24 protein-coding genes and 1 pseudogene are annotated in these 22,724 nt (G+C 74.2%); 16 read left to right on the top strand and 9 right to left on the bottom strand.

Annotated features, from left to right (window positions below; genetic code table 11):
* Window positions 1-75 precede the first annotated feature (75 nt).
* On the top strand, window positions 76-735 hold the full coding sequence (locus tag ACWGJO_RS23670; RefSeq protein ID WP_452186593.1) for an SRPBCC family protein: 660 nt from the start codon (window positions 76-78) through the stop codon (window positions 733-735).
* A 162-nt stretch (window positions 736-897) separates the two neighbouring features.
* A complete protein-coding gene (locus tag ACWGJO_RS23675; protein WP_452186595.1) occupies window positions 898-1,071 on the top strand; it encodes a CsbD family protein in 174 nt (57 codons plus the stop codon).
* Between the two features lie 64 nt (window positions 1,072-1,135).
* Here ACWGJO_RS23675 and ACWGJO_RS23680 read toward each other — a convergent pair whose 3' ends face one another.
* Entirely contained in the window at window positions 1,136-2,539 is a 1,404-nt protein-coding gene (locus tag ACWGJO_RS23680; RefSeq protein WP_452186645.1) for an FAD-dependent monooxygenase, read from the bottom strand.
* An 85-nt stretch (window positions 2,540-2,624) separates the two neighbouring features.
* On the opposite strand from ACWGJO_RS23680, the gene ACWGJO_RS23685 reads away from it, so the two are divergent.
* Window positions 2,625-3,275, top strand: coding sequence for a TetR/AcrR family transcriptional regulator C-terminal domain-containing protein (locus ACWGJO_RS23685; protein ID WP_452186597.1), 651 nt, complete (start codon window positions 2,625-2,627; stop codon window positions 3,273-3,275).
* 170 nt (window positions 3,276-3,445) lie between these two features.
* Here the strand turns inward: ACWGJO_RS23685 and ACWGJO_RS23690 are convergent, their stop codons facing one another.
* Window positions 3,446-5,446 carry a LamG-like jellyroll fold domain-containing protein gene (locus ACWGJO_RS23690; protein WP_452186599.1) on the bottom strand — a complete coding sequence of 667 codons (2,001 nt, stop codon included), beginning with the start codon at window positions 5,444-5,446 and terminating at the stop codon, window positions 3,446-3,448.
* A gap of 152 nt (window positions 5,447-5,598) precedes the next feature.
* Here ACWGJO_RS23690 and ACWGJO_RS23695 point away from each other — a divergent pair.
* The 3 genes and pseudogenes from ACWGJO_RS23695 to ACWGJO_RS23705 form a co-directional block, all read left to right on the top strand.
* A pseudogene (locus tag ACWGJO_RS23695) lies at window positions 5,599-5,718 on the top strand (GNAT family N-acetyltransferase); the annotation flags it as partial.
* Window positions 5,719-6,040: 322 nt separating this feature from the next.
* Window positions 6,041-6,487, top strand: coding sequence for a DUF6343 family protein (locus ACWGJO_RS23700; RefSeq protein ID WP_452186601.1), 447 nt, complete (start codon window positions 6,041-6,043; stop codon window positions 6,485-6,487).
* Window positions 6,488-6,638: 151 nt separating this feature from the next.
* Window positions 6,639-6,863: a hypothetical protein gene (locus tag ACWGJO_RS23705; protein WP_359903204.1), complete on the top strand. Its 225-nt coding sequence runs from the start codon at window positions 6,639-6,641 to the stop codon at window positions 6,861-6,863.
* Window positions 6,864-6,940: 77 nt separating this feature from the next.
* On the opposite strand, the gene ACWGJO_RS23710 is transcribed toward ACWGJO_RS23705, so the two are convergent.
* Window positions 6,941-7,177 (bottom strand): DUF6296 family protein, encoded by a 237-nt coding sequence (locus ACWGJO_RS23710; RefSeq protein WP_452186603.1) that lies wholly within the window; start codon window positions 7,175-7,177, stop codon window positions 6,941-6,943.
* Window positions 7,178-7,323: 146 nt separating this feature from the next.
* On the opposite strand from ACWGJO_RS23710, the gene ACWGJO_RS23715 reads away from it, so the two are divergent.
* Window positions 7,324-8,583, top strand: a complete 1,260-nt coding sequence (locus tag ACWGJO_RS23715) for an AI-2E family transporter (protein ID WP_452186605.1) — start codon at window positions 7,324-7,326, stop codon at window positions 8,581-8,583.
* A 173-nt stretch (window positions 8,584-8,756) separates the two neighbouring features.
* Entirely contained in the window at window positions 8,757-9,491 is a 735-nt protein-coding gene (locus ACWGJO_RS23720) for a sigma 54 modulation/S30EA ribosomal C-terminal domain-containing protein (RefSeq protein WP_387692252.1), read from the top strand.
* A 111-nt stretch (window positions 9,492-9,602) separates the two neighbouring features.
* On the opposite strand, the gene lpdA is transcribed toward ACWGJO_RS23720, so the two are convergent.
* Together lpdA and ACWGJO_RS23730 are read right to left on the bottom strand one after the other, a co-directional pair.
* Complete coding sequence (lpdA, locus tag ACWGJO_RS23725) at window positions 9,603-11,009, bottom strand: dihydrolipoyl dehydrogenase (RefSeq protein WP_387733705.1); 1,407 nt, start codon at window positions 11,007-11,009, stop codon at window positions 9,603-9,605.
* A gap of 280 nt (window positions 11,010-11,289) precedes the next feature.
* The gene (locus ACWGJO_RS23730; RefSeq protein WP_452186608.1) at window positions 11,290-12,921 is read right to left on the bottom strand and encodes a M28 family peptidase; all 1,632 of its coding nucleotides are present in this window, start codon (window positions 12,919-12,921) and stop codon (window positions 11,290-11,292) included.
* A 162-nt stretch (window positions 12,922-13,083) separates the two neighbouring features.
* On the opposite strand from ACWGJO_RS23730, the gene ACWGJO_RS23735 reads away from it, so the two are divergent.
* Window positions 13,084-13,263 carry an antitoxin gene (locus tag ACWGJO_RS23735; RefSeq protein WP_452186609.1) on the top strand — a complete coding sequence of 60 codons (180 nt, stop codon included), beginning with the start codon at window positions 13,084-13,086 and terminating at the stop codon, window positions 13,261-13,263.
* 52 nt (window positions 13,264-13,315) lie between these two features.
* On the opposite strand, the gene ACWGJO_RS23740 is transcribed toward ACWGJO_RS23735, so the two are convergent.
* Entirely contained in the window at window positions 13,316-13,486 is a 171-nt protein-coding gene (locus ACWGJO_RS23740) for a hypothetical protein (RefSeq protein WP_452186611.1), read from the bottom strand.
* 76 nt (window positions 13,487-13,562) lie between these two features.
* On the opposite strand from ACWGJO_RS23740, the gene ACWGJO_RS23745 reads away from it, so the two are divergent.
* Together ACWGJO_RS23745 and ACWGJO_RS23750 are read left to right on the top strand one after the other, a co-directional pair.
* The gene (locus ACWGJO_RS23745; RefSeq protein ID WP_452186613.1) at window positions 13,563-14,153 is read left to right on the top strand and encodes a TetR/AcrR family transcriptional regulator; all 591 of its coding nucleotides are present in this window, start codon (window positions 13,563-13,565) and stop codon (window positions 14,151-14,153) included.
* On the top strand, window positions 14,150-15,631 hold the full coding sequence (locus ACWGJO_RS23750; RefSeq protein ID WP_452186615.1) for an MFS transporter: 1,482 nt from the start codon (window positions 14,150-14,152) through the stop codon (window positions 15,629-15,631). Before ACWGJO_RS23745 ends, ACWGJO_RS23750 begins: the two co-directional genes overlap by 4 nt.
* 100 nt (window positions 15,632-15,731) lie before the next feature.
* Here the strand turns inward: ACWGJO_RS23750 and ACWGJO_RS23755 are convergent, their stop codons facing one another.
* Window positions 15,732-16,259: a DinB family protein gene (locus ACWGJO_RS23755; RefSeq protein WP_452186617.1), complete on the bottom strand. Its 528-nt coding sequence runs from the start codon at window positions 16,257-16,259 to the stop codon at window positions 15,732-15,734.
* Window positions 16,210-17,664, bottom strand: coding sequence for an MATE family efflux transporter (locus tag ACWGJO_RS23760; protein ID WP_452186619.1), 1,455 nt, complete (start codon window positions 17,662-17,664; stop codon window positions 16,210-16,212). Before ACWGJO_RS23760 ends, ACWGJO_RS23755 begins: the two co-directional genes overlap by 50 nt.
* 193 nt (window positions 17,665-17,857) lie before the next feature.
* On the opposite strand from ACWGJO_RS23760, the gene ACWGJO_RS23765 reads away from it, so the two are divergent.
* From ACWGJO_RS23765 to ACWGJO_RS23785, 5 genes are all read left to right on the top strand, one after another.
* The gene (locus tag ACWGJO_RS23765; protein ID WP_452186621.1) at window positions 17,858-18,448 is read left to right on the top strand and encodes a PadR family transcriptional regulator; all 591 of its coding nucleotides are present in this window, start codon (window positions 17,858-17,860) and stop codon (window positions 18,446-18,448) included.
* A gap of 197 nt (window positions 18,449-18,645) precedes the next feature.
* Window positions 18,646-19,524: a class I SAM-dependent methyltransferase gene (locus ACWGJO_RS23770; RefSeq protein WP_387692266.1), complete on the top strand. Its 879-nt coding sequence runs from the start codon at window positions 18,646-18,648 to the stop codon at window positions 19,522-19,524.
* A 335-nt stretch (window positions 19,525-19,859) separates the two neighbouring features.
* A complete protein-coding gene (locus tag ACWGJO_RS23775) occupies window positions 19,860-20,747 on the top strand; it encodes an isocitrate lyase/PEP mutase family protein (RefSeq protein WP_452186623.1) in 888 nt (295 codons plus the stop codon).
* On the top strand, window positions 20,744-21,061 hold the full coding sequence (locus tag ACWGJO_RS23780; RefSeq protein WP_452186625.1) for a hypothetical protein: 318 nt from the start codon (window positions 20,744-20,746) through the stop codon (window positions 21,059-21,061). Before ACWGJO_RS23775 ends, ACWGJO_RS23780 begins: the two co-directional genes overlap by 4 nt.
* 194 nt (window positions 21,062-21,255) lie before the next feature.
* On the top strand, window positions 21,256-22,242 hold the full coding sequence (locus ACWGJO_RS23785) for a bile acid:sodium symporter family protein (protein WP_452186627.1): 987 nt from the start codon (window positions 21,256-21,258) through the stop codon (window positions 22,240-22,242).
* On the opposite strand, the gene ACWGJO_RS23790 is transcribed toward ACWGJO_RS23785, so the two are convergent.
* Window positions 22,208-22,675, bottom strand: a complete 468-nt coding sequence (locus ACWGJO_RS23790; RefSeq protein ID WP_452186629.1) for a hypothetical protein — start codon at window positions 22,673-22,675, stop codon at window positions 22,208-22,210. The two genes, ACWGJO_RS23785 and ACWGJO_RS23790, sit on opposite strands and share 35 nt — an antisense overlap.
* Window positions 22,676-22,724 lie beyond the last annotated feature (49 nt).

Below are 22,724 nucleotides of genomic sequence, written 5' to 3' on the forward strand. Positions count from 1 at the left end.
TCTAACGAAGGCGTGAGCATCTAGCTCGCGGCGACCGTGCCGTTCCCGACGGCCGACCAGTGAATGGGGAGTTCCATGTCCGCCACCCGCAGCACCGGCACCCGCGGCACCGGCATCCGCGGCACCGGCATCCGCGGCGCCCTCCTGACCGTCCCGCTCGCCCTCGGCCTGCTCGGCGCCGTCGCCGCGCCGGCCGGGGCCGCCACCGCCCACCGCCCCGGCTCCTCGCTCACCTGCCGCGGGGCGGGCGTCGACCCCGAAGCCCGGGTCCGCTACCGGACCGGGACCGTGATCCACGCGCCGCTGCGGACCGTCTGGCGGCTCCAGACCGACGTGGACCGCTGGCCCGACTGGCAGGCTCCATTGCAGAGCGCCGAGCGCCTCGACGGCGGCCCGCTGCGCCCGGGTTCGGTGTTCCACTGGACCACCCCGCTGCCCCCGAACCCCGCCTCGACCGACCCCGTCCTGGAGATCACCTCCACCGTCCGGCAGCTGCGGCCCGGCTCCTGCATCCGCTGGACCGGCCCGGCGGTCGCGACCGGCCTGCGGATCGACGGCGTGCACGTGTGGAACTTCACCGAGGTGCCCGGCGGCGTCCTGGTGCGCACCGAGGAGACCCACACCGGCCCCCAGGTCGACGCCAACGTCCCTGCCGCCACCGACATCCTCCGCCAGGGCCTCGAAGGCTGGCTGCACGACCTGAAGACCGCCGCCGAGGCCGGCTCCGCCCGGTAGCACCGCGGCACCGGCGATCCGCCGGGCTTCCCCGCGCGGGATCGGGACCCGGAAGACCCCGGCCACGCACGGAAGTCCCCGGGCCGCGCATGGAAGCCCCCGACCGGGGCAGACGCCGCCCGGGGCGGACTTCGCCCCCGTCGACGAGAGGAGGCACCCGCCGTGGGTACCGAGAAGAAGCTGCACAACATGGCGGAGAAGGCGAGCGGCAAGGCCAAGGAAACCGCCGGTCGGGCCACCGGCGACCGCTCGACCGAGCTCAAGGGCAAGGCCGAGCAGGTGAAGAGCGACCTGAAGCAGGCCGCGGAGAAGGTCAAGGACGCGGGCGGGCATTGACCCGGCACCCGGCGGTCGCCCTCCGGTGGACCGGGACGCCCGGCCAACGGCTCCGGACGCCCGCTCAGGGGGCGAGCAGCCCCTGCTGGCCCGCGTACTCCCCGAGGCCGTCGGCCGTCGCACCGGCCCAGCCGACGAAGCCGTCGGGCCGGACCAGGAAGACGCCGGTGCCGTACGCCTCGTAGGCCGGGATGCGGACCACCGGGGCGGTGACGGCGGGCAGCGGCGCGTCCGTGCCGACGGTGAGCAGCGTCCAGTGCGGCCCGCGGAAGGCGTCGAACAGCCGGACGCCGCCCCGCCGGCCGTCCGGGGCGCGGTCGCCGGCCCGCAGCGCGTCCGCCGGGAGGTTCCGGCGGGTCTCCACCGAGAGCGTGGACTCCCGGTAGCCGAGGCCGAGTTGCTGGGTCGCCCGGCCGCGGCGCTGCTCGCCGCGGTGGACCCGGGTGGACAGCTCCAGCATCGCCGCCGCGTTGCTGCGGCGCTCCTCCTCGTAGCTGTCGAGCAGTTCCTCCCCCGCTCGTCCGGCCAGCACCGCGGCCAGCTTCCACCCCAGGTTGTAGGCGTCCTGGACGCTGGTGTTCAGGCCCTGCCCGCCGGCCGGCGAGTGGACGTGCCCGGCGTCGCCCGCGAGGAAGACCCGGCCCGCGCGGAAGCGGTCCGCGAGTGCGGCGCGCGGGCGGAACTCGGAGATCCAGCGCAGTTCGGTGACCTGCTCGGCGGTCAGGTGGGAGCGGGCCGCGACCACCTCGCGCAGTCCGTCGAGGGTGAGGTCGACGGCCGCGCCCTCCGGGAACTGGGCGACCAGCTGGAAGTCCTCGGTGCCGCCGAGCGGGCAGATCGCCAGCAGCCCCTCGGCGGACCGGAACACGTGCCAGTGCTCGCGGCCCAGGCCGTCGATCCGGACGTCCGCGACCAGCATCTGGTCCGGGTCGACGGTCTCGCCGGCCATCCCGATGCCGAGCAGTCGCCGCACCGTCGAGCGCCCGCCGTCCGCCGCGACGACGTACCGAGCCCGGACCGGGCCGCCGGCGGCGAACTCGGCGGTCACGCCCTCCTCGTCCTGCGCCAGGCCGACCAGCTCCCGGCCGAACGCGACCTCGCCGCCCAGCTCGCGCAGCCGCCCGTACAGCACCTGCTGGGTGCGCCACTGGGGCAGCATCAGCGTCTCGGTGTACGGCTCGGCCTCGGAGGGCTCGGTCGGGTCGTACATCCGGTGCTCGCCCTGGGGTTCGCCGTCCTGCCAGATCAGGTTGGGCGGGTAGTGCCCCGCCACCGCGCGGACCCGGTCGAGCACGCCGAAGTCGTCGAACACCTCCAGGGTGCGCGGCTGGAGACCCTTGCCGCGCGAGCCGGGGAAGAGTTCCGCGCCGCGCTCGACCACCAGCGCGGCGACGCCGTGCCGGGCGAGGTCCAGCGCCAGGGCGAGTCCGGTGGGCCCGGCACCGACGACCAGGACGTCCGTGTGCATGCCGCGAGAAGTCACGACAACCTCCTTAACGTTGTTAAGTAGCCGTTGCCGAAAGCCTGCACTTAACGGCGTTAAACTGTCAACCGTGACCCCGCAGAGAACCCCCAAGCTCGACCGCGCCCAGGTCGTCGACACCGCGCTGAACCTGCTGAACGAGGCCGGCCTGGACGGCCTGACGCTGCGCGCCATCGCCACCCGGCTCGACGTCAAGGCACCCGCGCTGTACTGGCACTTCAAGGACAAGCAGGCGCTGCTCGACGAGATGGCGACCGAGATGATGCGCCGCATGACCGGCCGGGCGGAGGAAGGCCCGCCTGCGGGCGACTGGCGGGAGACCTACCTGAGGACGATGCGCACCCTGCGCGCCGAACTGCTGCGCTACCGCGACGGCGCGAAGGTCTACAGCGGCGCCCGGTTCACCGACACCAGCTACGCGGCCGGCCTGGACGCCTCGCTGCGCGTGCTGGTCGAGGCCGGCTTCACCCCGACGGCCGCCACCCGGGCCTGGCAGACCGCCTACAGCTTCACCCTCGGCTACGTCATCGAGGAGCAGGCGATGGGCCCCAACCCCTTCGACGGCGAGGAGGGCTACGACGTGGACGCCCGCGCCGAGCGCCTGGCCGCCCACCCCCTGGCCGCCGAGTCGGGCCGGGTGATGTTCCAGGACTTCGACGAGGGCTTCGAACAGGGCCTGGCGGCGATCCTCGCCGGGGTCGAGGCCACCCTGCTCCGCTGACGGTTCCGGCCCCGCCGTCGCGCACCGGCGCCCGCCGCGCCGTACCGGGAGACGGCACCGCCGGGCCCGTACCAGGGCCCGGCGGTGTCCGTGCTTCGGAGGAGTTTCGACGTGGTGCGGTCGAGCGCGATCGAGTGCGGTGAAGCGCGGTCGAGCGCCGTGGAGCGCGGTCAGGCGGTCATGAACTCACCCGCCCGCAGCGCCCTCCGCACGATCCGCACGTCCCCGACGTACCCGTGGAAGACCTTGTCCAGCACCCCCGCGTACGCGTACCCGCCCAGCATCCACGGCCGCCCCAGGGTGGTCAGCCCGACCGCGGGCGTCGCCGGATTGCGCGCCACCTCGCAGCCGTCGACGTACATCCGGCTGAGCTTCCCGTCGTTGACCACCGCGACGTGCCACCACCGGTCCAGCGGCAGCTGGTGGCCCCAACAGGTCGACGCCCCGGTCTGGTTGAGCGGGTAGACGCACCACTGGAGGGCCGGCGCCTCGGAGACGCTGAGCGTGGCGACCGGCTCGTCGGCGTCCGCCCCCGGCCCGCTCCTGCCCGCCTCGCCGGCCGTCCCCCATCGGCTGAGCAGGGCGGACCAGCGGCTCTGCGCGGAGTCCCAGTCGGCGGGCAGCTTGAAGAAGGCCTCGACGGTGAACCCGCGCTCGAAGGCCTCCCGGTTCAGCGGCGCGGTGGGCACGGTCTGCAGGTAGCCGCCGCGCACCGGCGAGCGGGTGCCCTTGAACAGCAGACTGCCGTGGCCGGGCTGGTCCGGGTGGTGCTCGGCGGACCAGCTGAGCGCGCCCTCGGGCGTGCCGGGGGCGCCCTGCCAGAGCAGGTCGTTGCCCTGCCCGCTCAGGTCCTTGACGACCTGCTGCGGGGAGACGGCCGTGCCGTCCCCGCCACCGCCGTCGAACCGCCAGTAGGCCACCGTGTCGCGCACCAGCAGCTCGCCCGCCCGGCGCGCCGGGCGCTGCGGAACGGGCGCGAAGCCGGCGAACCGGCGGTCGAAGTCGATCGCGAGCGAGAAGCGGTCCACGTCCGAGGTCAGCTCGACCTGCTGGGCCGCCAGCGCGTTGCGCTCCTCGGCCGCGATCTGCTGGATCCACGGCGAGAAGGTCGAGACGTCGACGGTGTTGCGGTCGAGATCGAAGCGGTACGCCCGGATCATCGCCGCACCGCCGTAGTAGCGGTCCTGGTAGTTGGTGATGTGGACGTGCACGTCGTGGCCGGCCCGGTTCTTCAGCACCGTGCGGCCGGGCGGCCAGTAGTGCCCGTTGACGGTCAGGAAGATCTGGTCGTTGCCGTCGACCAGCCGCTCCCAGAGCCGCTTCCCGTTGTCGGACAGCTCGGCGCGGCCACTGTCGTCGGCGTACGCCAGGTCGTGGGTGGTCAGGATCACCGGGACCTTCGGGTTGGCCGCGATCACCCCGTTCGCCCAGGCGAAGCCCGCGTCGGAGAGCCGCCAGTCCAGCGAGAGCACCATCCAGTCGCGGCCGGCCGCCCGGAACACGTGGCAGGTGTTGTAGCCGTCCGGGCTGGAGCCGCGGTAGCCTGCGGTGCGGGCGGCCCTGGCCTTGCTGAAGGTCTCCAGGTACGGGGTGCTGCCGCGCTGGTCGTCGGTCGAGGAACGGACGTCGTGGTTGCCGGCGAGCACCCCGTAGGCCGCGCCCGCGTCGTCCAGCAGACCGAACACCTTGGTGACGGCGGCGAACTCGACGGCCAGGCCGTTCTCGGTGACGTCCCCGAGATGGGACAGGAAGACGATGTTGTCGTCCGTCCCGTCCTCCCGGTTGACCCCGCCGTCCAGCACGTAGCGGACCGAGGCCTCCAGCGGCGCCGGGTGGATCCGGTCCTGGTCGAACAGGTACTGGGTGTCCGGCAGGACCACGACGGTGAACTGCCGGGCGTCCGGGTCCGGCTGCCAACGCCCCTTCCCGCCGGCTTTCTTCGGCTTCTTCCCGGCCCCGCCGGCCTGCTCGGCCCCACCGCTCTGCTCGGGCCCGGCCGCCTGCGCGGGCACCGCACCGAGCAGGCCGAGACCGGCGGTACCGACCCCGGCGCCCACCAGACCGGCCCCGCGCAGGAACCGGCGCCGACTGGCCGCGGCCGCCCCCTCTCCGTCGAGGTCGGCGGTCCGCGGGCAGCCGCACTCGTGCTCGGTCGCCTGGATGTCGTGCATGTTCGCTCCCGGAAGTGGTGTGGGCCCCGACGGTAGGCACCGGGAGCAGTCGTGGATCATCGGCCGGGCCACGCCCCGTTGAACAGCGGCCGAATCCACCGGGCGCCGGCGCCGCGACGATCCCGCTCGGGCAGCTGCGCCACCGCAGCCCGGCGCTCGACGCGGGCTACCGCACCGCGGTCCTGCAGGCCTCCTCGGGCGGGGAACCGGTCTACCGCCGTCTCGGATTCCAGGCCTGCGGCCGGTTCACCGAGTACGCAGTCACCCCCTGAGACCTCCGGCCGGGCAGGGGACAGCGGACAGCACCCACCCGGCCTCGCGGGAATCGCGCCGTCCACGGACCCAGGAGGGCCTTCCCGCCCACGCACGCCAGGGACGCGGACCTGAAAGAGCGGACCGGAAGGACTCGTCCCTCACGCCTGCTTCCGCCCAGCAGCGTGTCCCGGCGAAACTCCGGACCGCGGCCGGGCCGACGGCCGGCGGTCCGGCTGCGGCTCGACCAGCGCCTACCCGCACCCGCCGACGTGTACCGGCGCCGGGCGCGGGTAGGCGCGTCGACGGAACACCACCGATCGACTCCGTTCGGGGGTCGTCATGTCCGTACAACGCAGACCGAGCGTGCAGCACGGCGGCGGGGCCCGTCGCCGGAGCGGCGAGCGCCACGACTTCCCGCACTCCTCGCAGGGCCCCGGCCGGACCACGCCGCAGCTGCGGCCGGAGGAATCGGTGCGCCGGGGCACCGAGCCGGTGACCGCCCGTTCGGACCTGGAGCTGCGGCGGCTGCTGTCCCGGGTCTTCCTGGTCCTGTTCGTCGGCGGGACGGTGGCCTTCGCCGTGCTGGCCGCGATGGCCGGCCCGGGCCCCGCGCCCAACCGGGGGACCTACGCCTTCTTCGCCGCCCTGTGCGCCGGGTTCGCCGCCCTCGCCGGACTCGACCTGCTGGTGATCCGGCGCCGGCTGGCCGCCGGCCAGGGCCGCGACCGGACCGGTGCCCCGGGGCGCCCGGGCGCCGACCGGCGGGGCTCCGACCGCCGGGAGTGAGGGGCCCCGACCGCCAGGAGTGAGCCGGTGCCCGCGCCGGGCGTGACACGACCGGCCCACAACCATCCCACCGGGTCTGGCCCGGTGGCCGTTCGGCAGAGCCCGGGTTTGCATGGACTCACCGAGCCCCCAGCGATCCGGAGGTAGCGCCGTGTACGAGATGTGGGCCGAGCACGACCCGGCGGTCTCCCCGCCCGCCGTGGTGTGGCACGTGGTGGCGAAGGACGACGCGTCGTCCTCGCTCTGCGGGCGGTTCCTGGAGCCCTCCCAACGCGTCGTCCCGGCAGCGGACGGTGCCGGTGCGGCCGGGCCGGACCGGTACTGCGACCCGTGCCTGGTCACCGTGCGCGAGGCCTTGGCCGCCACCACGCGGTGACCGTCCGTCGCGACGTCCGCCGGCGTCGCCCCCGCTCCCCCATCGCCTTCGTTGCGGCACGCGTCCCGGCCGCGTGCTCAGGGCAGCGGCACCGCCATCAGGCACGGGTGCCGGCTGCCGGTTCCGGGAGACTCCAGGACGGTGGCCACCCCGCCGGCGATCTCCACCCGCAGGTCGCCGTCCGCACTCTCCCAGACCAAGCCCCCGTCGGGCCCCACGATCTGCGTCTCGTGCACGACGACCGAGCACAGCGGGGCGTGCCCGCCGATCGGGCCGGGGAGCGTCACCGCGTAACGGCGCGTGAGGCTTCTCATGTCTGCCTCCTTCTCCCCCCACCCTGCGTCATCGATTCTCCCCGCATCCGACCGCTTGTACACGGAGGACCGCTGTCCTCCCGAGGGAGACCGGTGCCGCTTCGCGCCTGCCCCGGGCCCGCGCGTTTACACCCGGCAGACCGCCCGTGGGAGTGAACGGCGCCGATCCGGACCGGCGGCCCGGGCCGCTGGGCAGCCGCCGTCCCCGGGTGCCGGCCCGCCGGACCCGGGCGGGGGCGCCGGCCCGGGGCCCGTCCCCGTCCGGTGAGCACGTCCCCTCCGGCCTGCGGACGGCGGCCGGGTACACCTGGCGGCTGGCGCTGCTCGGACTCTTCGCCTACCTGGTCGTCGACGTCCTCGCCCGGCTCCAGCTGGTGGTCGTCGCACTGTTCGTGGCCCTGGTCATCACCTCCGTGTTGCGTCCGTTGGTCGACCTGCTGGCCCGGGGCACGCCGCGCGCGCTCGCCGTCGTGATCGCCTTCCTCTGCACCCTCGTGCTCGTCGGCGGGGTGCTGGCGCTGGTCGGCACGACCGTCGCCGACGAGTGGACCCGGCTGGGGAACGAGCTGCGCGGCGGGCTCTCCCGGATCGACCGCTGGCTCACCGGCGTCCCCTTCCACCTGCGCCCCGGCACCGTCACCGACCTGCGGGCCAAGATCGGCGCGTTCGTCTCGGCCCACCGCTCCGCCCTGGTCAGCACCGCGCTCAGCGGCGCCGGCCGGATCGTCGAGCTGGTCACGGGGCTGGCGCTCGCGGTCTTCTGCTCGGTGTTCTTCCTGCACTCCGGCGACCGGATGTGGTCCTGGGCCCAGCGGCAGCTGCCGGCCCGGAGCCGGTCGGCCTGGGACCGTGCCGGTCGTACCGCCTGGCGCACCTTCGCGGGCTACACCCGGGGCGTGCTGATCGTGGCGGCCTCCAACGCCGTGCTGGTGGGCATCGCGCTGGCGATCCTCCGGGTGCCGCTGGTCATGCCGCTGATGCTGCTGGAGTTCGTGGCGACGCTCATCCCGCTGATCGGCTCCCCGATCGCCCTGGCGATCGCCTCCGTGGTCGCGCTCGCCGCCCGCGGGCCGGTGATCGCCCTGCTGGTGCTCGCCCTGATCGTGGTCATCGGCCAGATCGAGGGCCACCTGCTGCATCCGCTGGTGCTCGGCTGGTCCGTCCGCATCCACCCGGTGGCCATCGCCGTGTCGGTGGCCGGCGGCACCGTGCTCGCGGGAATCCTGGGCGCGGTGGTGGCCGTGCCGGTGGTGTCGGTCGCCTGGGCGGTGCTCGGCGAGCTGCGCTCCCATGGCGCACCCGGCGGCTCGGGGACGCGGCCCCTTGCGGCGGGCGATCGGTCCGGGCGCCGACCGGACCGGGGCCGGCGCTCGGACCGGGGCGAGGGCGGCCGGCACGGCGGGTGAGTGCCCGGTGCTCCCCCGCCCCCTCTCCGGGCCCCGCCCCCGACGGGCCCGTCCCCGGACCGCGGCTGGTCCGCCCGGCCCTCCCGGTGGGGCCGTTGGGCCCTGGCCGCGCGGAGCGGGGGCGGGAATCCTGGTCGCCGGTATGGCGCCGGCTGGGAGTGGAAGGGCCTGGGATGGGCGAGTTGGTCACGGTGAGGGCGTTCGAGGGGCTGACCTGCGAGGTCCTGGCCGAGGCGCGGGCCCGGGTGGGCGCCGCGGCGGCGGCTCCGGGAGTGGGAACGCTGGTGGAGGCCCTGCGGGTCCGGCTCGCGGCCGTGGCCGGGGGCGTGCTGGCGCAGGTGAACGCCGAGGTGGACGGCCGGCGGATCCGCGTCCAGGAGGCCGCGGCCGGGCTCGGCGACTCGCTCGACCGGGTGAGCGACGCGCTGCGCGGCAGGATCAGGGCCGTCACCGGGGCCTGGGCGCCACGCCCGTGGCCGGGCCACCGCGCCGCGGCCCCCACCGGGCCGGACGGCGGCGAACTCCGCGAGCTCCGGGTGGTCCGGCACAAGGAGCCCTCGCTGGTCTGGTGCTCGCCGGAGGCCGCTGCCCGGACCATGGACGCGATGGACTACGACATCCACCTGTTCACCGATCCGGCGACCGAGACGGACGCCGTGGTCTACCGGGTCGGGCCGACCGGCTACCGCCTCGCCCGTACCGTCCCGGCCGGACCGGCGGGCCGGCGGACCTCGCCGATCACCCTCAGCCCGTACGGCGCGCCCCGGCTGACGCAGGCGCAGGCCGTCGACCGGCTGGCGGGCGCGGAGCTGCCGTTCCTGTTCTTCGCGCACCCGGTCACCGGCCGGGGCCGGGTGCTCTACCGCCGCTTCGACGGTCGGCTCGGCCTGATCGCCGGGCACGTCTGACGGGCCCTGGCCGGAGCCCGGGCGCCGCTCCTGCCGATCGGCCCGGAACCGCGCCGCGCCCCCGCCGGGCAGTCGCTCGACGGGGGCGCGGCGCGCACCGAGGGCCGGTCGTCACATGTTGATCATGTGGCCGGCCAGGCCGTGGATGGCCTCCTTGACGGCCTCGCCCAGGGTCGGGTGGGCGTGCACGTTGCGGGCGACCTCGTGGACGGTCAGGTCCCACTGCTGGGCCAGCGTCAGCTCCGGCAGCAGCTCGGTGACCTCGGGGCCGATCAGGTGGGCACCGAGCAGCTCGCCGTGCGTGTTGTCGCTGATGACCTTGACGAAGCCGATCGGGTGGCCGAGGCCGTGCGCCTTGCCGTTGGCGGTGAACGGGAACTTGGCGACCTTGACGTCGTGGCCCAGCTCGCGCGCCTGGGCCTCGGTGTACCCGAAGGAGGCGATCTGCGGCTGGCAGTAGGTGGCGCGCGGGATCATGACGAAGTCGACCTCCATGGTCTCCGCCCCGCCGATGGTCTCGGCGGCGATCACGGCCATCGTCTCGGCGGCGTGCGCGAGCATCAGCTTGGCGGTCACGTCGCCGATCGCGAAGATGTGCTCGACGCTGGTGCGGCCGCGGCCGTCCACCGCGATGGCGTTGCGGTCGGTGAGCTTGACCCCGGTGTTCTCCAGGCCGTAGCCGTTGACCCGCGGCGCGAAGCCGATCGCCTGGAGCACCTTGTCGGCCTCCAGCACCTGCTGCTGCCCGTCCTTGGTGACGGTGACCCGGACCTTGGCGTTCGGGTCGCTGTCGTCGATCGACTCGACCCGGGTGGAGGTCAGCACCTCGATGCCCAGCTTGCGGTACTGCTTGGCGAGTTCGGTGGAGACCTCGACGTCCTCCAGCGGCACCACGCGGTCCAGGAACTCGACGATGGTGACCTTCACGCCGTAGTTGTGGAGCACGTAGGCGAACTCGACGCCGATCGCGCCGGCGCCCGCGATGATGATGCTCTCCGGCAGCTGCTCGGTGAGGATCTGCTCCTCGTAGGTGACCACGCGGTCGCTCAGGCTGGTGCCGGGCAGCAGACGGGTGGTGGCACCGGCGGCGATGACGCAGTGGTCGAAGGTGACGACCTCGAAGCCGCCGCCGCTCAGCGCGACCTGGAGGGTGTGCTCGTCGACGAAGGTGCCCCAGCCGTCGTACTCGGTGATGCCGTTCTTCTTCATCAGGTAGTGGACGCCCTTGACCCGGCCGTCGGCCACCGAGCGGCTGCGCCGGAAGGCCTCGCCGAAGTCGAAGGTCACCTGGCCCTCGACCTTGATGCCGAAGGTCTTGGCCTCCTTGGTGAAGATGTGGGCGAGCTCGGCGTTGCGCAGCAGGGCCTTGGAGGGGATGCAGCCGACGTTGAGGCAGACGCCGCCCCAGTACTTGGCCTCGATGACCGCGACCTTCAGGCCCAGCTGGGCCGAGCGGACGGCGGCGGTGTAGCCGCCGGGGCCCGCGCCGAGGACGACGACGTCGTAGTGCGTGCTCATGTTGCTGACTCCTCCGAGGATGTCACCGTGTCGTGATCTCGGTCCCATGGTGTCAGGACCGGACCCGGCGCACCCACCGGGTCTCGGCGGATGCGCTCCGCGCGGCACCGTACCGGTCCGTGGCCGGATTGTCAGTGTCCTGCGCTACGGTGACCGCACCCAGGGCCACCAGGGGCGATGAGGCGGGGAGGTCCCGGATGGAGCAGTCCCGGACGGAGCGGTCGGGTACGGCGGTCGGGTGGGCCCGCCGGCCGGGAGCGGCGGCGGGCCCACCCGGGCGTCAGACCGCCACGCCGCCGGAGTGGGTGTCGCTCGTGCCGCTGATACCGGTCGCCGCGGCGCCGGGCGCCGCCTTGGCGGCCGGGCGCTGGGCCGGGACGGGCCGGTGGAGCGAGGAGAGGTCCCAGGCGTAGGTGCCGACGGCGTTCGCGATCACGTCGATGTTGACGTCGAAGACGCCCATGTCGATGTTGCCCAGGTTGTCGCAGGCCTTGTGGTAGCACCCGTCGTACGCGGCGCCGGCGGTGCCGCCGTAACGGGCCGCCTGCTCCGGGGACTTGACCTTCTCGGCGCCGGTGTCGGTGCCGCCGGCCGGGATGCCCGCGTCGATGAACGGACCGTAGTCGGAGCGGCCGTCGAAGAGGGTCGGGTCGTGCGGCAGGCCCCGGCCGTCCAGGTAGCCGTTGATGTCCCGTTCCAGCTGCGCCGAGCCCTCGGGGCCCGCGTCGCCGCCGGCGCTGCCCGAGCCGTTGTAGACGAACTGCGCGTAGTTGGGGGACGCGATCATGTCGAAGTTGAGGTAGAGGCCGATCTTCTTCTTCTCCGCGTCGGAGAGGGAGTTCACGTACGCCTCGGCGCCCTTGAGGCCGAACTCCTCGGCCGACCACCAGGCGAACCTGACCTTGTTCTTCACCGGGTGGACGCTGAGGTTCTTCGCGACCTCCAGGACGCCGGCCGTGCCGGAGCCGTTGTCGTTGATGCCCGGCCCCTCGGGGACGGAGTCGAGGTGCGCGCCGACCATCACGGTGTGGTCCGGGTCGCCGCCGCGGGTCTCGGCGATGACGTTCCAGGTCTTGCGCTGCTCCATGAAGGTCCGGATGTCCAGGGTCACCCGGACGGGCCCGGCGGCGGCCTGGGCGGCCAGGGCCTGGCCCGCGGCCTGGGTGATCCCGCCGGTCGGGATCCGCCCCGCCGTCGGCTCGCTGAGCGTCCCGTTCAGGGTGCCCTCGGTGTTGTTGTAGATGATCGCCCCGGTCGCGCCGACGGCGGCCGCGGCGGCCTGCTTCTCGGCGAAGGAGCATCCGCCGCGCCGGATCAGGGCGATCTTGCCGGTGAAGGCGCCCGACGGGTAGTCGGCGGGCGTGCAGCCGGTGGTGGCGCCGACCGGAGCAACCGCCAGGTCCGCGGTCAGGCCCGCCTCCGGGCCGCCCACCGAGTACGTCATGGCGATCACCGGCACCGATTCGGCCTTCGGGGAGAGCACGTCGAGGCGCTCGGAGCGGGCCTCGAAGAAGGTGTAGACGAACTCCTGCTTGGACACCTTGAGCCCGGCCCGGCGCGCCTGCTCGTAGACGTACTGCGCGGACTGGTCGTGCCCCTTCGAACCGGCCACCCGGGTACCGCCGTTGCGGTCCGCGATCAACTGGAGCGCGGCCAGCGTGGCCCGCGCGTCCCGGGCGCTGCTCGCCTCGACCAGTCGGGAGGCCAGCTTGGCGCCCTTGCGCGCCGGGTCCGGGTCGGCCGAGGCACTGCCGGCACCGGCCAGCAGCAGCGGGGCGACCAGCGCGGCGACGGTCAGGGCGGCGCCCGCGCCACGCCGGGTGACGGCGGTTCGCGGGCGCCCTGTGGAGGTGGCGGGGTCCTCCGGGACGGAGCGGTCGAGCGGGAAGGTGGGGCGACGGGTGCGCAGCATCAAGGGAGCTCCATCCGACGGGCCGTGAAGGTCATGAGGGTCATGATTTGACATGACCGGAATCCCGTTGCCAAGCCTTTACGCAGACCTTGCGAGATGCGGGTCGTGGCGCGCGCGGTGATATTGGAGGGGTGGGGGCGTCTCATCCAGGAGTGTGACCAGATGTCCATGATGGATAAGCTCAAGAACCTGCTGAAGGGCCACGAGGAGCAGGCCGACAAAGCCGTCGACAAGGCGGGCGACACCGTCGACCAGCACACCCAGGGCAAGTACAGCGGTCAGGTGGACGCCACCCAGGAGCAGCTCAAGAACCAGTTCCGCGACCAGCCGCCGCAGCAGTAGCAGCTCCTGCCTCCCGCGGGCCGTCCGACCCGGGGCCCATGCGGCGCCCGGGTCAGGCCTTCGGGGGCTCAGCCGCGTCCGGCGGGCCGCCTCCGCTCTCGCCGTCGGCTTCACCGTCGGCGCCGCAGTTCTCGCAGGGTCCCGGTCCGGGCCGCTCGCGCAGCCGTCCGCACTCCGGGCACACCCGGTCCAGCCAGCAGGCCGGCTCGCCGCCTTCGTCCATGGGGTCGATTCTGCCCGGGACGCTCCCGCGAACGCGAGTAGACACTGTCTACCACCACATGGTAGACAGTGTCTTCATGACCGAACAGGAACAGGACCTACGGGCCCGACTGGTGGCCGCCGGCGTCGAGTTGGTGGCCGAGGGCGGCGTCCAGGCGCTCGGCCTGCGCGAGATCGCCCGCCGCGCCGGGGTCTCGCACGGCGCGCCCCGCCGCTACTTCCCCACCCATCGCGAGCTGCTCGCCGCCATCGCCCAGCAGGGCTTCGGCAGGCTCACCGACACCCTCGCGGGAGCCGACGCCCTCACCGCCACCACCGGCGCCGACGCCCGCGCCCGCCTCGACGGGCTCGCCCGCGCCTACCTCGGCTTCGCGGCCGCCAACCCCGGCATGTTCGAGCTGATGTTCCGTCACGACCTGCTGGAGGGCAGCGGCGCCGAACTGCGCCGCACCACCCTGCCGCTCTTCCTGACCTTCGTCGGCCTGGTCTCCGAGGTGCACCCGCGGTCCGACGATCCGGCCGCCGCCACCGCCGCCCTCTGGTCCAACCTGCACGGCCTCGCCCAGCTGCGCACCTGGGGCAGCCTGCGGCTCATCACCGGCGACGATTCCATCGAGCCGCTGCTGCGCGCGACGCTGGACGCCCACCTCGGCCCGGCCGCGCGGTGAACCCGCGGCACCGCCGGGGGCTCGTCCTGGCCGCGAGCATCACCGGCGCCGTCCTGGTCGCCGTCGACGGCACCGCGCTGACCGTCGCCCGGCCGGCCCTCCAGCACGACCTGCACGCCTCCGTCACCGCCGTCCAGTGGGCCGGCACCGGCTACCTGGTCACCGTCGCCGCCCTGCTGGTCTTCGCCGGCCGCCTCGGCGACCGGTACGGGCACCGGCGGGTCTTCGCGCTCGGCGTGACCGGCTTCGCCGCCGCCTCGCTCGGGATCGCCGTGGCGCCCGGCATCGGCTGGGTCGTCGCCCTGCGCGTCCTGCAGGGCGCGGCCGGCGCGCTGCTGCAACCGGCCACCCTGGGCATGCTCCGGACCGCCTGGCCCGCCGACCGCCTGGCCGGTCCGATCGCCATCCGCACCGCCGCCATCGGGCTCGCGGCGGCGGCGGGGCCGCTGGTCGGCGGGGCGCTGACCGCGCACCTCGGCTGGCGGTCGGTCTTCCTGCTGGGCCTGCTGCCCGCCGCGGCCGCCCTCCTGGCGGCGCTCGCGGTGCCGGCCGAGGCCGGATCGCCCGACACCCGGTCCCCGGCCGCCGGACGCGGCAGCAGGCACGGCATCGAGCACGACGGCCGGCACGGCAGCGGGCTCGACCTGCCCGGCGCGGCCCTGCTCGCACTCGCGCTGGCCCTCCTGGTGGAGAGCCTGGTGACGCTGCCGGACACCGGCCGGCCGGCCGTCCCACTGCTCTGCCTCGCCGCGGCCGGAGTCCTCGCTCTCCTCCTGGTCCGGCACGAACGCCGGACCGCCGATCCCCTGCTGCCGCCCGCGCTGTTCCGCTCCACGACCGTCGCGCCGCCGCTCGTCGTCCTGCTCACCGCCTCCGCCGCCCTCCAGGGCGCACTCTTCCCGGCCGCCTACTACCTCCAGGACGTGCTCGGGCTCGACCCCCTGCAGAGCGCCCTGCGGGCGGTACCGCTCGCGGTGGCGATGATCCTCGCGGCGCCCGGTTCCGCCCGGCTGGCGAAGCGTCACGGCGAACGGGCGGTGGTGCTGCCGGGGATGGCACTGATCACCGCGGGGGCGCTGCTCACCGCTGGGCTCGGCACCGGTTCCGGGACGCTCGCGATCGGCGACTGCTTCGCGCTGCTCGGCACCGGCTTCGGTGCGGTGATGGCCACCGCCACCACGATGGTGGTCCGGGGTGCGCCCGCCGCCCGGGCCGGGGTCGCGGGCGGCCTGCAGCAGACCGTCCTGAACACCGGCCCGGCCCTGGGCATCGCCCTGGCCACCACCGCCGCCGGCCGCACGGACCCCGGCGCGGCGCTCGCTCCGTCCGCGCTGACCATGGCGGCGGTGGCCGGCGCGGGAACACTGCTCGCCGCGCGGCTGCCCGGACGGGCCTCCGGACCGCCGGCCGGTGGGGCCGCCGATCGGGCCGCCGGTCCGGCGTCGGGCGCGCGGCCGGAGCCCACCGGCCGGCGGTGAGCAACGCCCTTGCCGTCACACCGCGGTCCGGTTCAGACCCAGGTTCGGCTCCGACCCGGGTTCGGCTCCGACCCGGGTTCGGCTCCGACTCCGGTTCGGTTCAGACTCCGGTGACGCCGTCGACGCACTCCCGGAGCAGGTCGGCGTGGCCGTTGTGGCGGGCGTACTCCTCGATCAGGTGCACGAGGATCCAGCGCAGCGAGACGCTGTCCGCGCCGATCACCGCGGCGGCCTGCGGGGGGAGCGGGCCGGCCGCGTCCAGCGGCTGGTCCGCGGTCAGTTCCCGGCCCCGGTCGACCTCCCTCCTCCAGTCCACCAGCGCCTCGGCCATCCCGCGCACCGGGTCCAGCCCGTAGCCGTCGGCGTTGTCCGCGCCGTACACCGGCGGGACGTCCTGCCCGGCGAACACCCGCTGGTACCAGTTGCGTTCGACCTCGGCGACATGCTGAACCAGCCCCAGCAGGGTCATCGTGGACGGCGGGACGGACGCCAGCCGCGCCTGCCGGTCGTCGAGCCCGTCGACCTTGCGGGCGAGCGTGGCCCGCTGGAAGTCCAACCAGCTCTCCAGCGTGGCGCGTTCATCGGCGTGCGGGGGCGGGATCGGCCGCCCGTCCGGGGTGAGTGCCATGGCCCCCACTCTGGCACACGCCCGCTGCGGCCCCGCGCGGACTCCGCGACCGTGTCAGTGCGGCGAGCAGCGCGAGCTGCACGGCCGCGCCCACCGCCGGCCCGAGCCACACCCCCGACACCCCCAGCGGCCCGGACAGGGCCGCCGAGGCGGCGAGTTGGGCCCCGAGACCGAGCAGGACGGCGACCACCAGCGGGCGCCCGGCGCCCGCCGCCTGGTGCACTCCGCCGACGGCCACCACCAGCGCGTACGGCAGCAGGTAGAGGGCCGCCGAGCGCAGGAAGCCGACGGACTGCGCGGCCACCGCCCGGTCCTCGGTGAAGAGCGCGGTCAGCGGCACGGCGAGCGTGACGGCAAGCACCGCCGCCACCCCACCGAGCAGCGCGGCGAGGCGTCCGGTGGCGAGGCGCAGGGTGTGCAGCGCGGCGCCCTCTCCCGCGCCGCTCAGCCGTGCCGCCTCGATCGCGGCGGCCTGGCGCAGCGCGTAGAAGGCCATGGTGACGACGAGCAGGACGCGGTAGCCGAGGCCGTAGCCGGCCACCGCCGCGACGCCGAAGCCCGCGACCAGGCCGAGTTGGGCGGTTCCGACGGCCATCCGGGCGGTGAAGTCCAGACCGAACGGTGCGCCCGCGCGCAGGATCCGTACCGCCGCCGCGCCCGTTCCCCCGGTGCCGCCGGGGTCCTGCGGCCGCGGCTCTGTGCGTCGCACCGGCTGCGGTTCCGCGTGCCGCACCGGCTGCGGTTCCGTGCGTCGCACCGGCTGCCGCAGTCGCCGCACTCGCCGCACGCGCAGGGTGGCGGCGAGGGCGATCGCCCTGGAGAGGACCAGGGCCAGGGCGGCGCCCGGCACGCCGAGGGCGGGCAGCGGCCCCGGGCCGAGGATCAGCAGGGGGTCGAGGAGGAGCAGCAGCGCGTTGGAGAGCAGGGCGATCCGCATCGGGGTGCGGGTGTCGCCCGCGCCCTTGAACAGCTCGTCGGCGACGCGCTGGCCGACGAAGAGCGCGAACGCCGGGAACGCGACGGCGAGGTAACCGGCGGCCTGTTCGGCGGCTTCGCCGTCCAGGAAGGCGCCTGCCAGCCGGTCGCGCAGCAGGAAGCCGGGGACCGCGAGCGCCGCACTGACGGCGGCGCAGAGCCGCCAGGCCGCGCGGGTGGTCCTGGCGGCTTCGGCGTGGTCGCCCGCACCGAGGGCGTGGGAGAGCCGGACGCTGGTGCCGGAGGCGACCACCAGGACCAGGCCGAGCAGCAGGTTCTCGACGGTGCCGGCCAGGGTGACGGCGGCTACCGCGGCCCCGCCGAGACCGGCCACCCAGAGGGCCCCGATCACCGAGGCGATCACCCCGGACAGCAGCTCTGCGTAGACGGGTACCGCCAATGCCGTGAGTCGGCGCAACTGGCTGCGCATGCCCTTCTCCCTTCCCCTGTGGTGCTCGTGCGTGACCGGGCCGCCCCAGCGCGGCCCTGGGCCGCCTCGGCTCTCCTCGATCGGCTGCGACCCTCTCGACCTGCCTCGAATAGAGATACATCGTTTCGAGGCACATCGACAAGAGGTAACATGACGACTCCGCAGGGCGCACTCCGACCGAAGGGCTCCAGCCGTGTTGACGCTCGCGATCCTCGGCTTCCTGTACGACCAGCCGCTTCACGGCTACGAGCTCAAGTCGCGGATCACCGGACTGACCGGTCATGTCCGACCGGTGAGCGACGGCGCGCTCTACCCCGCCATCGCCCGACTGGAGAAGGCCGGACTGCTGCACCGCCGCACCGAACCGGGCAGCGGCGCCGCACCGCGGCAGACGCTGGAGCTGACGGCGCAGGGGCGGGCCGGACTGCTGCGCCGACTGGCCGATCCGGAGCAGGCCGAGATCACCGACCAGATCCGCTTCTTCACCGTCACCACGTTCCTGCACCATCTCGCCGACCCGCCCCGGCAGGCCGCCGTGCTCCGCCGCCGACTGGCCTTCCTGGACGCTCCGAGCAGCTTCTTCTACGACGGGACGGGGCAGCCGGTGACCGCCGAGCGCGAGCCGAACCCCTTCCGGCGCGGGATGCTGCTCGTCGCCCGGGCCTCCACCGCGGCCGAGCGGGCCTGGCTGTCCGAGACCGTCGCGGAGCTGGATCGGGCGGCCGGGGCGGAGCCGCCGGAAGCCCCCGACTCACCGACGGAGCCGCGGTCCTCGGAACGCTAGGCCGACCAGGCGAATCCAGAGCGGAACCGAAGACGCACGCCCCTGCCGAACGGCAGAGCGGAAATCCGAATTCAGGCCGTTCCGCACCTGGTTCCCTCCGGCCCCGGCGTCGCTATGATGATCCGCCTCACGTCCTCGGCGTCCCCCTCCGCGGGCGTGATCCGCCACCGCGCCCCGCCGCCCCCCTGGAGGCCGCCGTGCCCGATTCCGAGACCGCGGTCGAGGCCGCAGTCCACTCCGCGCCGCTGAAGCGGGACGACATTCCCGGCTGGTTCTTCAGCCTCGACCGGGCCGCCTTCAGCCACCTGCTGTCCGCCCAGAGCGCGGCCGGCGTCACCGGCGACGTCCTGGAGCTCGGCAGCTACCTCGGCCGCAGCGCCGTCCTGCTCGGCGACCACCTGCGGCCGGGCGAGCGGCTGACGGTCTGCGACCTGTTCGACTCCGAGGCGGGCGACGCCGAGAACGCCGCCGAGATGAACATGTCCTACCGCAGGACCCTCACCCGCAGCGCCTTCGAGGCCAATTACCTCGCCTTCCACGGCGAACTGCCCGAGATAGTCCAGGCCCCGACCTCGGCGCTGGCCGACGGCCGCGTCCGGGCGCACAGCTGCCGCTTCGTCCACGTCGACGCCTCCCACCTCTACGAGCACGTCGCCGGGGACATCGCCGTGGCCCGCGCCGCGCTCGCCGAGAACGGCGTGGTCGCCCTGGACGACTACCGCTCCGAGCACACCCCGGGCGTCTCCGCCGCGGTCTGGGAGGCGGTCTTCACCGGCGGACTGCGGCCGGTCCTGCTCACCCCGATGAAGTTCTACGGCACCTGGGGAGACGCGGCGGCCGTCCAGGCGGTCCTGAAGGAGCGCGACTGGTGGGCCGAGGGGTACACCGTCGACGAGGACACCATCGCCGACGCCAAGGTGCTGCGCCTCAACTACCAGGTCAAGGCCCCGGTCCAGCGGTCCACGCCGCGCCGGCTCGCCCTCGAACTCCTGCCCCCGGTCGCGACCAAGGCCACCCGCCGGATGCTCCGGACGCTGCGCGAACGCCGCGCCGTCCCCCCGGTCCCGAGCGCCTGAGCGCCCGACCCCTCACCGGGGCCCGCCCCCATCGGGCGGGCCCCGGCGGCTTTCCACACTCTCCAGGTCTCCGCCTTCTCTGCCTTCTCCGCCTCTCCGCCTTCTCGACGGCCGTGACGTCAACCCGGCCGTCCTCCATCGTCCCGACGCGCCGACTCATTTGTCGGAGCAGCATATTTGTTGACTTTCCTATTGTCCACCCACATTCACTCTAGCGAGGGAACCTCTCTTAAAGATTTGCCCACGGAACATTAAAGGGCGCATAGTGATGACACCTCAGTTCGGTCTGGTGAAAACCAAGTTCAGGCAAAGTCACCCCTAGCAAGGAGTAGGCCTTGTACTACGGAAACACGGCATCGGACAGCCCCGGGCAGCGGCTTCGCGCGGAGATCGCGGGCCCGGGGACGACGCCCCTGATCGGCGTCCACGACATGTACTCGGCCTCCATCGCGGCCGAGCACTACGACGGCATGTTCGTCTCCGGCTTCGGCTTCGCGGCCTCCTACTACGGGCTGCCCGACATCGGTTTCATCGCCTGGCCCGACATGGTGGGATTCGTCGAGCGGCTGCGCGGGGCCTTCCCCCGGCACCACCTGCTGGTCGACATCGACGACGGGTACGTCGATCCGGAGGTGGCCTGCCACGTCGTGCGCAGGCTCGAACGGATCGGCGCGTCGGGCGTGATCCTGGAGGACCAGAAGCGGCCGCGCCGCTGCGGGCACGCGGACGGCAAGCTGGTGCTGCCGCTGGAGGAGTACCTGGAGAAACTGGAGCTCGTCCTCGCCAACCGGACGGACCTGCTGGTGGTCGCCCGCACCGACGCCACCGAGGAGGACGACATCCTGCGCCGGGCCCGGGCGCTCGCCGCCACCGACGCCGACGTGGTGCTGGTGGACGGCGTGCGCAGTGAGGAGTGGATCCGCCGGATCCGCGGGGTGGTCGGCGACAAGCCCCTGCTGTTCAACCAGATCGCGGGCGGGAAGTCGCCCCGGCTGTCGCTCTCGGAGCTGTCGGAGCTGGGGGTGGACGTGGCCATCTACAGCACGCCGTGCCTGTTCGCCGCGCACCGGGCGATGGACGAGGCGCTGTCCGGGCTGAAGAGCGCCGACGGGCGGCTGCCGGCCCCGGCCGGGGGGCGCGAGCAGGTCGGCGTGCGGGAGTCCACCGAGCTGCTGGAGCGGAACATCTCGCGCTCCAGCGGGCTGATGGCGGTGACGGCATGAGGACCGGGCTGCGCGGGGCCGCCCCGCCCTCGTCGGCCACCGCCCTGCGGGCCACCGCGCTGGGGCTGGCCGGAGCCTGCGCCCTGCTCGCGGGAGCCGCGTCGCCCGCGGCGGCCGGCGGCGGGCTGATCACGGTCGTGGACAACTCGAACGCGGACTCCTGGCTCGAGATCGACCGGACGGCCAATCTCCAGAACGGCAGCGGCTCGGCGGGCAGCGACCACGACGGCGCCGGCTCGCTGGTCGGCGGACTGCTCGGGCCCGGTTCCTCTTCCAGGCCCTCGGTCCGCCCGATGGCGGAAGGCGGCCCGTGACCGACCGTCCGGCGCGCCCGGAGCAGCCAGCAGGGCTCCGGGCGCACACGGCCGGGAGGCGCATAGCGCAAGGACACGAACCGGGGCGCGCGGCCCGGGGGCGCCGGGACCAGGCGCCCGGGGAACGGACCCAGCCGCAACGCGCCCCCGGGCCCCGCTCCCGCAGGCTGCTGCCGCGCTGGCTGGACCCGTACATGGCGGCGCTGGCCAGCACCGTCGGGCTGGCCGCGCTGTTCCCGGCCTCCGGCACCTCGGCGCGAGTCGCCGGGGTGGCCTGCGACCTCGCGGTGGCGCTGCTGTTCTTCCTCTACGGTGCCAGGCTCTCCACCCGCGAGACGCTGGCCGGGCTGCGGCACCTGCGGCTGCACGGGCTGGTACTGGCCGCCACCTTCGTCCTCTTCCCCCTGCTGGGCGTGGCCACCGCCCTGCTCACGCCCGTCCCACTGACCGGGCAGCTGCACACCGGGGTGCTGTTCCTCTGTCTGGCACCCTCCACGGTGCAGTCCTCGGTGGCGCTCACCGGTGCCGCCGGGGGCAACGTGCCGGCGGCGATCTGCGCGGGCACCTACTCCAGCCTGGCGGGCCTGGTGCTCACGCCCCTGCTGGCGGCCTGGCTGCTGGGATCGCACACCGCGCTGTCCGCCGACGGACTGCTGCGGATCGGGCTGCAGCTGCTCGCACCGTTCCTGCTCGGGCAGTTGCTGCGGCCGTGGCTCGGCGGTCCGCTGTCCCGGCACAAACGGGTGCTCACCCCGGTGGATCGCGGCTCGATCCTGCTGGTCGTCTACACGGCGTTCAGCGCGGCGGTGTCCCAGGGCATCTGGGGCCTGGCCACCCCCGTCGCGCTGCTCGGGCTGCTCGCGGTGCTGCTCGCCCTGCTCACCGCCGCCCTCGCGGCCACCGGGCTCGGCGCGCGGCTGCTGGGGCTCGACCGGTCGGCCACCATCGCGGCGGTGCTCTGCGGTTCGCAGAAGAGCCTGGCCAACGGCCTGCCGATGGCCACCGTCCTGTTCGGCGCGCAAGCCGGCCTGCTGGTGCTGCCGTTGATGCTCTACCACCAGCTCCAGCTGATCGTCGGCACCGTACTCGCCGGACGCTGGTCACGGGCTTCCACCGCCGCCGCGCCCGGCCCGGTCCCGGCCGCGCTCACCGGTCCGGGCGCTCCCCCAGCACCCGGCTGATCCCCCGGCGCAGCCTGGCCGAGGCCCCCGGGAGGCGGCCGAGCCGGTGCAGCCGTTCGGCCGGCAGCTCCGGCCTGCCGGCCAGCTCCAGGACGGCCGCGTACGGCCGGTCGCCTTCCCGCAGGCGGTCGCCCACGAGATCGACCAGCCCCTCCAAGGCCTCGCCCATGAGGGCGGGGTGGGCTGCGAGCAGCTCAAGGAGACGGTTGTCGTTCCACACCAGCTGCCGTCGCCCGGCCAGTGCGGCCAGCAGGTCGCTGGGGGCGGCCGGGTTGCGGGCGATCGCGTGCCAGACGAACGGGTACTCCCCGATCGCCAGTTGGCGCAGGACCTCGGGGTTCGAGGTCCGTTCGGCGAGCCGCCGGTAGTCGCCGCCGTCGTGCAGGTGCTTGAGGGCCTCCACGTCGCCCGTCGTGTCCGCCGTCACCGTCACGTCCGCCCCCTCGCTGTCGTTCGCGCAGGGGCGCGACCCTAGGGCCGGA

Source organism: Kitasatospora sp. NPDC054795 (genome assembly GCF_053611565.1).

Excerpts from the sequence above, each read along its gene's own strand:
- ACWGJO_RS23670 (WP_452186593.1), top strand. The coding sequence starts at position 76 with ATGTCCGCCACCCGCAGCACCGGCACCCGCGGCACCGGCATCCGCGGC.
- ACWGJO_RS23680 (WP_452186645.1), bottom strand. The coding sequence starts at position 2,539 with ATGCACACGGACGTCCTGGTCGTCGGTGCCGGGCCCACCGGACTCGCC.
- ACWGJO_RS23690 (WP_452186599.1), bottom strand. The coding sequence starts at position 5,446 with ATGCACGACATCCAGGCGACCGAGCACGAGTGCGGCTGCCCGCGGACC.
- ACWGJO_RS23700 (WP_452186601.1), top strand. The coding sequence starts at position 6,041 with ATGTCCGTACAACGCAGACCGAGCGTGCAGCACGGCGGCGGGGCCCGT.
- ACWGJO_RS23710 (WP_452186603.1), bottom strand. The coding sequence starts at position 7,177 with ATGAGAAGCCTCACGCGCCGTTACGCGGTGACGCTCCCCGGCCCGATC.
- ACWGJO_RS23720 (WP_387692252.1), top strand. The coding sequence starts at position 8,757 with ATGGGCGAGTTGGTCACGGTGAGGGCGTTCGAGGGGCTGACCTGCGAG.
- lpdA (WP_387733705.1), bottom strand. The coding sequence starts at position 11,009 with ATGAGCACGCACTACGACGTCGTCGTCCTCGGCGCGGGCCCCGGCGGC.
- ACWGJO_RS23730 (WP_452186608.1), bottom strand. The coding sequence starts at position 12,921 with ATGCTGCGCACCCGTCGCCCCACCTTCCCGCTCGACCGCTCCGTCCCG.
- ACWGJO_RS23735 (WP_452186609.1), top strand. The coding sequence starts at position 13,084 with ATGTCCATGATGGATAAGCTCAAGAACCTGCTGAAGGGCCACGAGGAG.
- ACWGJO_RS23740 (WP_452186611.1), bottom strand. The coding sequence starts at position 13,486 with ATGGACGAAGGCGGCGAGCCGGCCTGCTGGCTGGACCGGGTGTGCCCG.
- ACWGJO_RS23745 (WP_452186613.1), top strand. The coding sequence starts at position 13,563 with ATGACCGAACAGGAACAGGACCTACGGGCCCGACTGGTGGCCGCCGGC.
- ACWGJO_RS23755 (WP_452186617.1), bottom strand. The coding sequence starts at position 16,259 with ATGGCACTCACCCCGGACGGGCGGCCGATCCCGCCCCCGCACGCCGAT.
- ACWGJO_RS23760 (WP_452186619.1), bottom strand. The coding sequence starts at position 17,664 with ATGCGCAGCCAGTTGCGCCGACTCACGGCATTGGCGGTACCCGTCTAC.
- ACWGJO_RS23780 (WP_452186625.1), top strand. The coding sequence starts at position 20,744 with ATGAGGACCGGGCTGCGCGGGGCCGCCCCGCCCTCGTCGGCCACCGCC.
- ACWGJO_RS23785 (WP_452186627.1), top strand. The coding sequence starts at position 21,256 with ATGGCGGCGCTGGCCAGCACCGTCGGGCTGGCCGCGCTGTTCCCGGCC.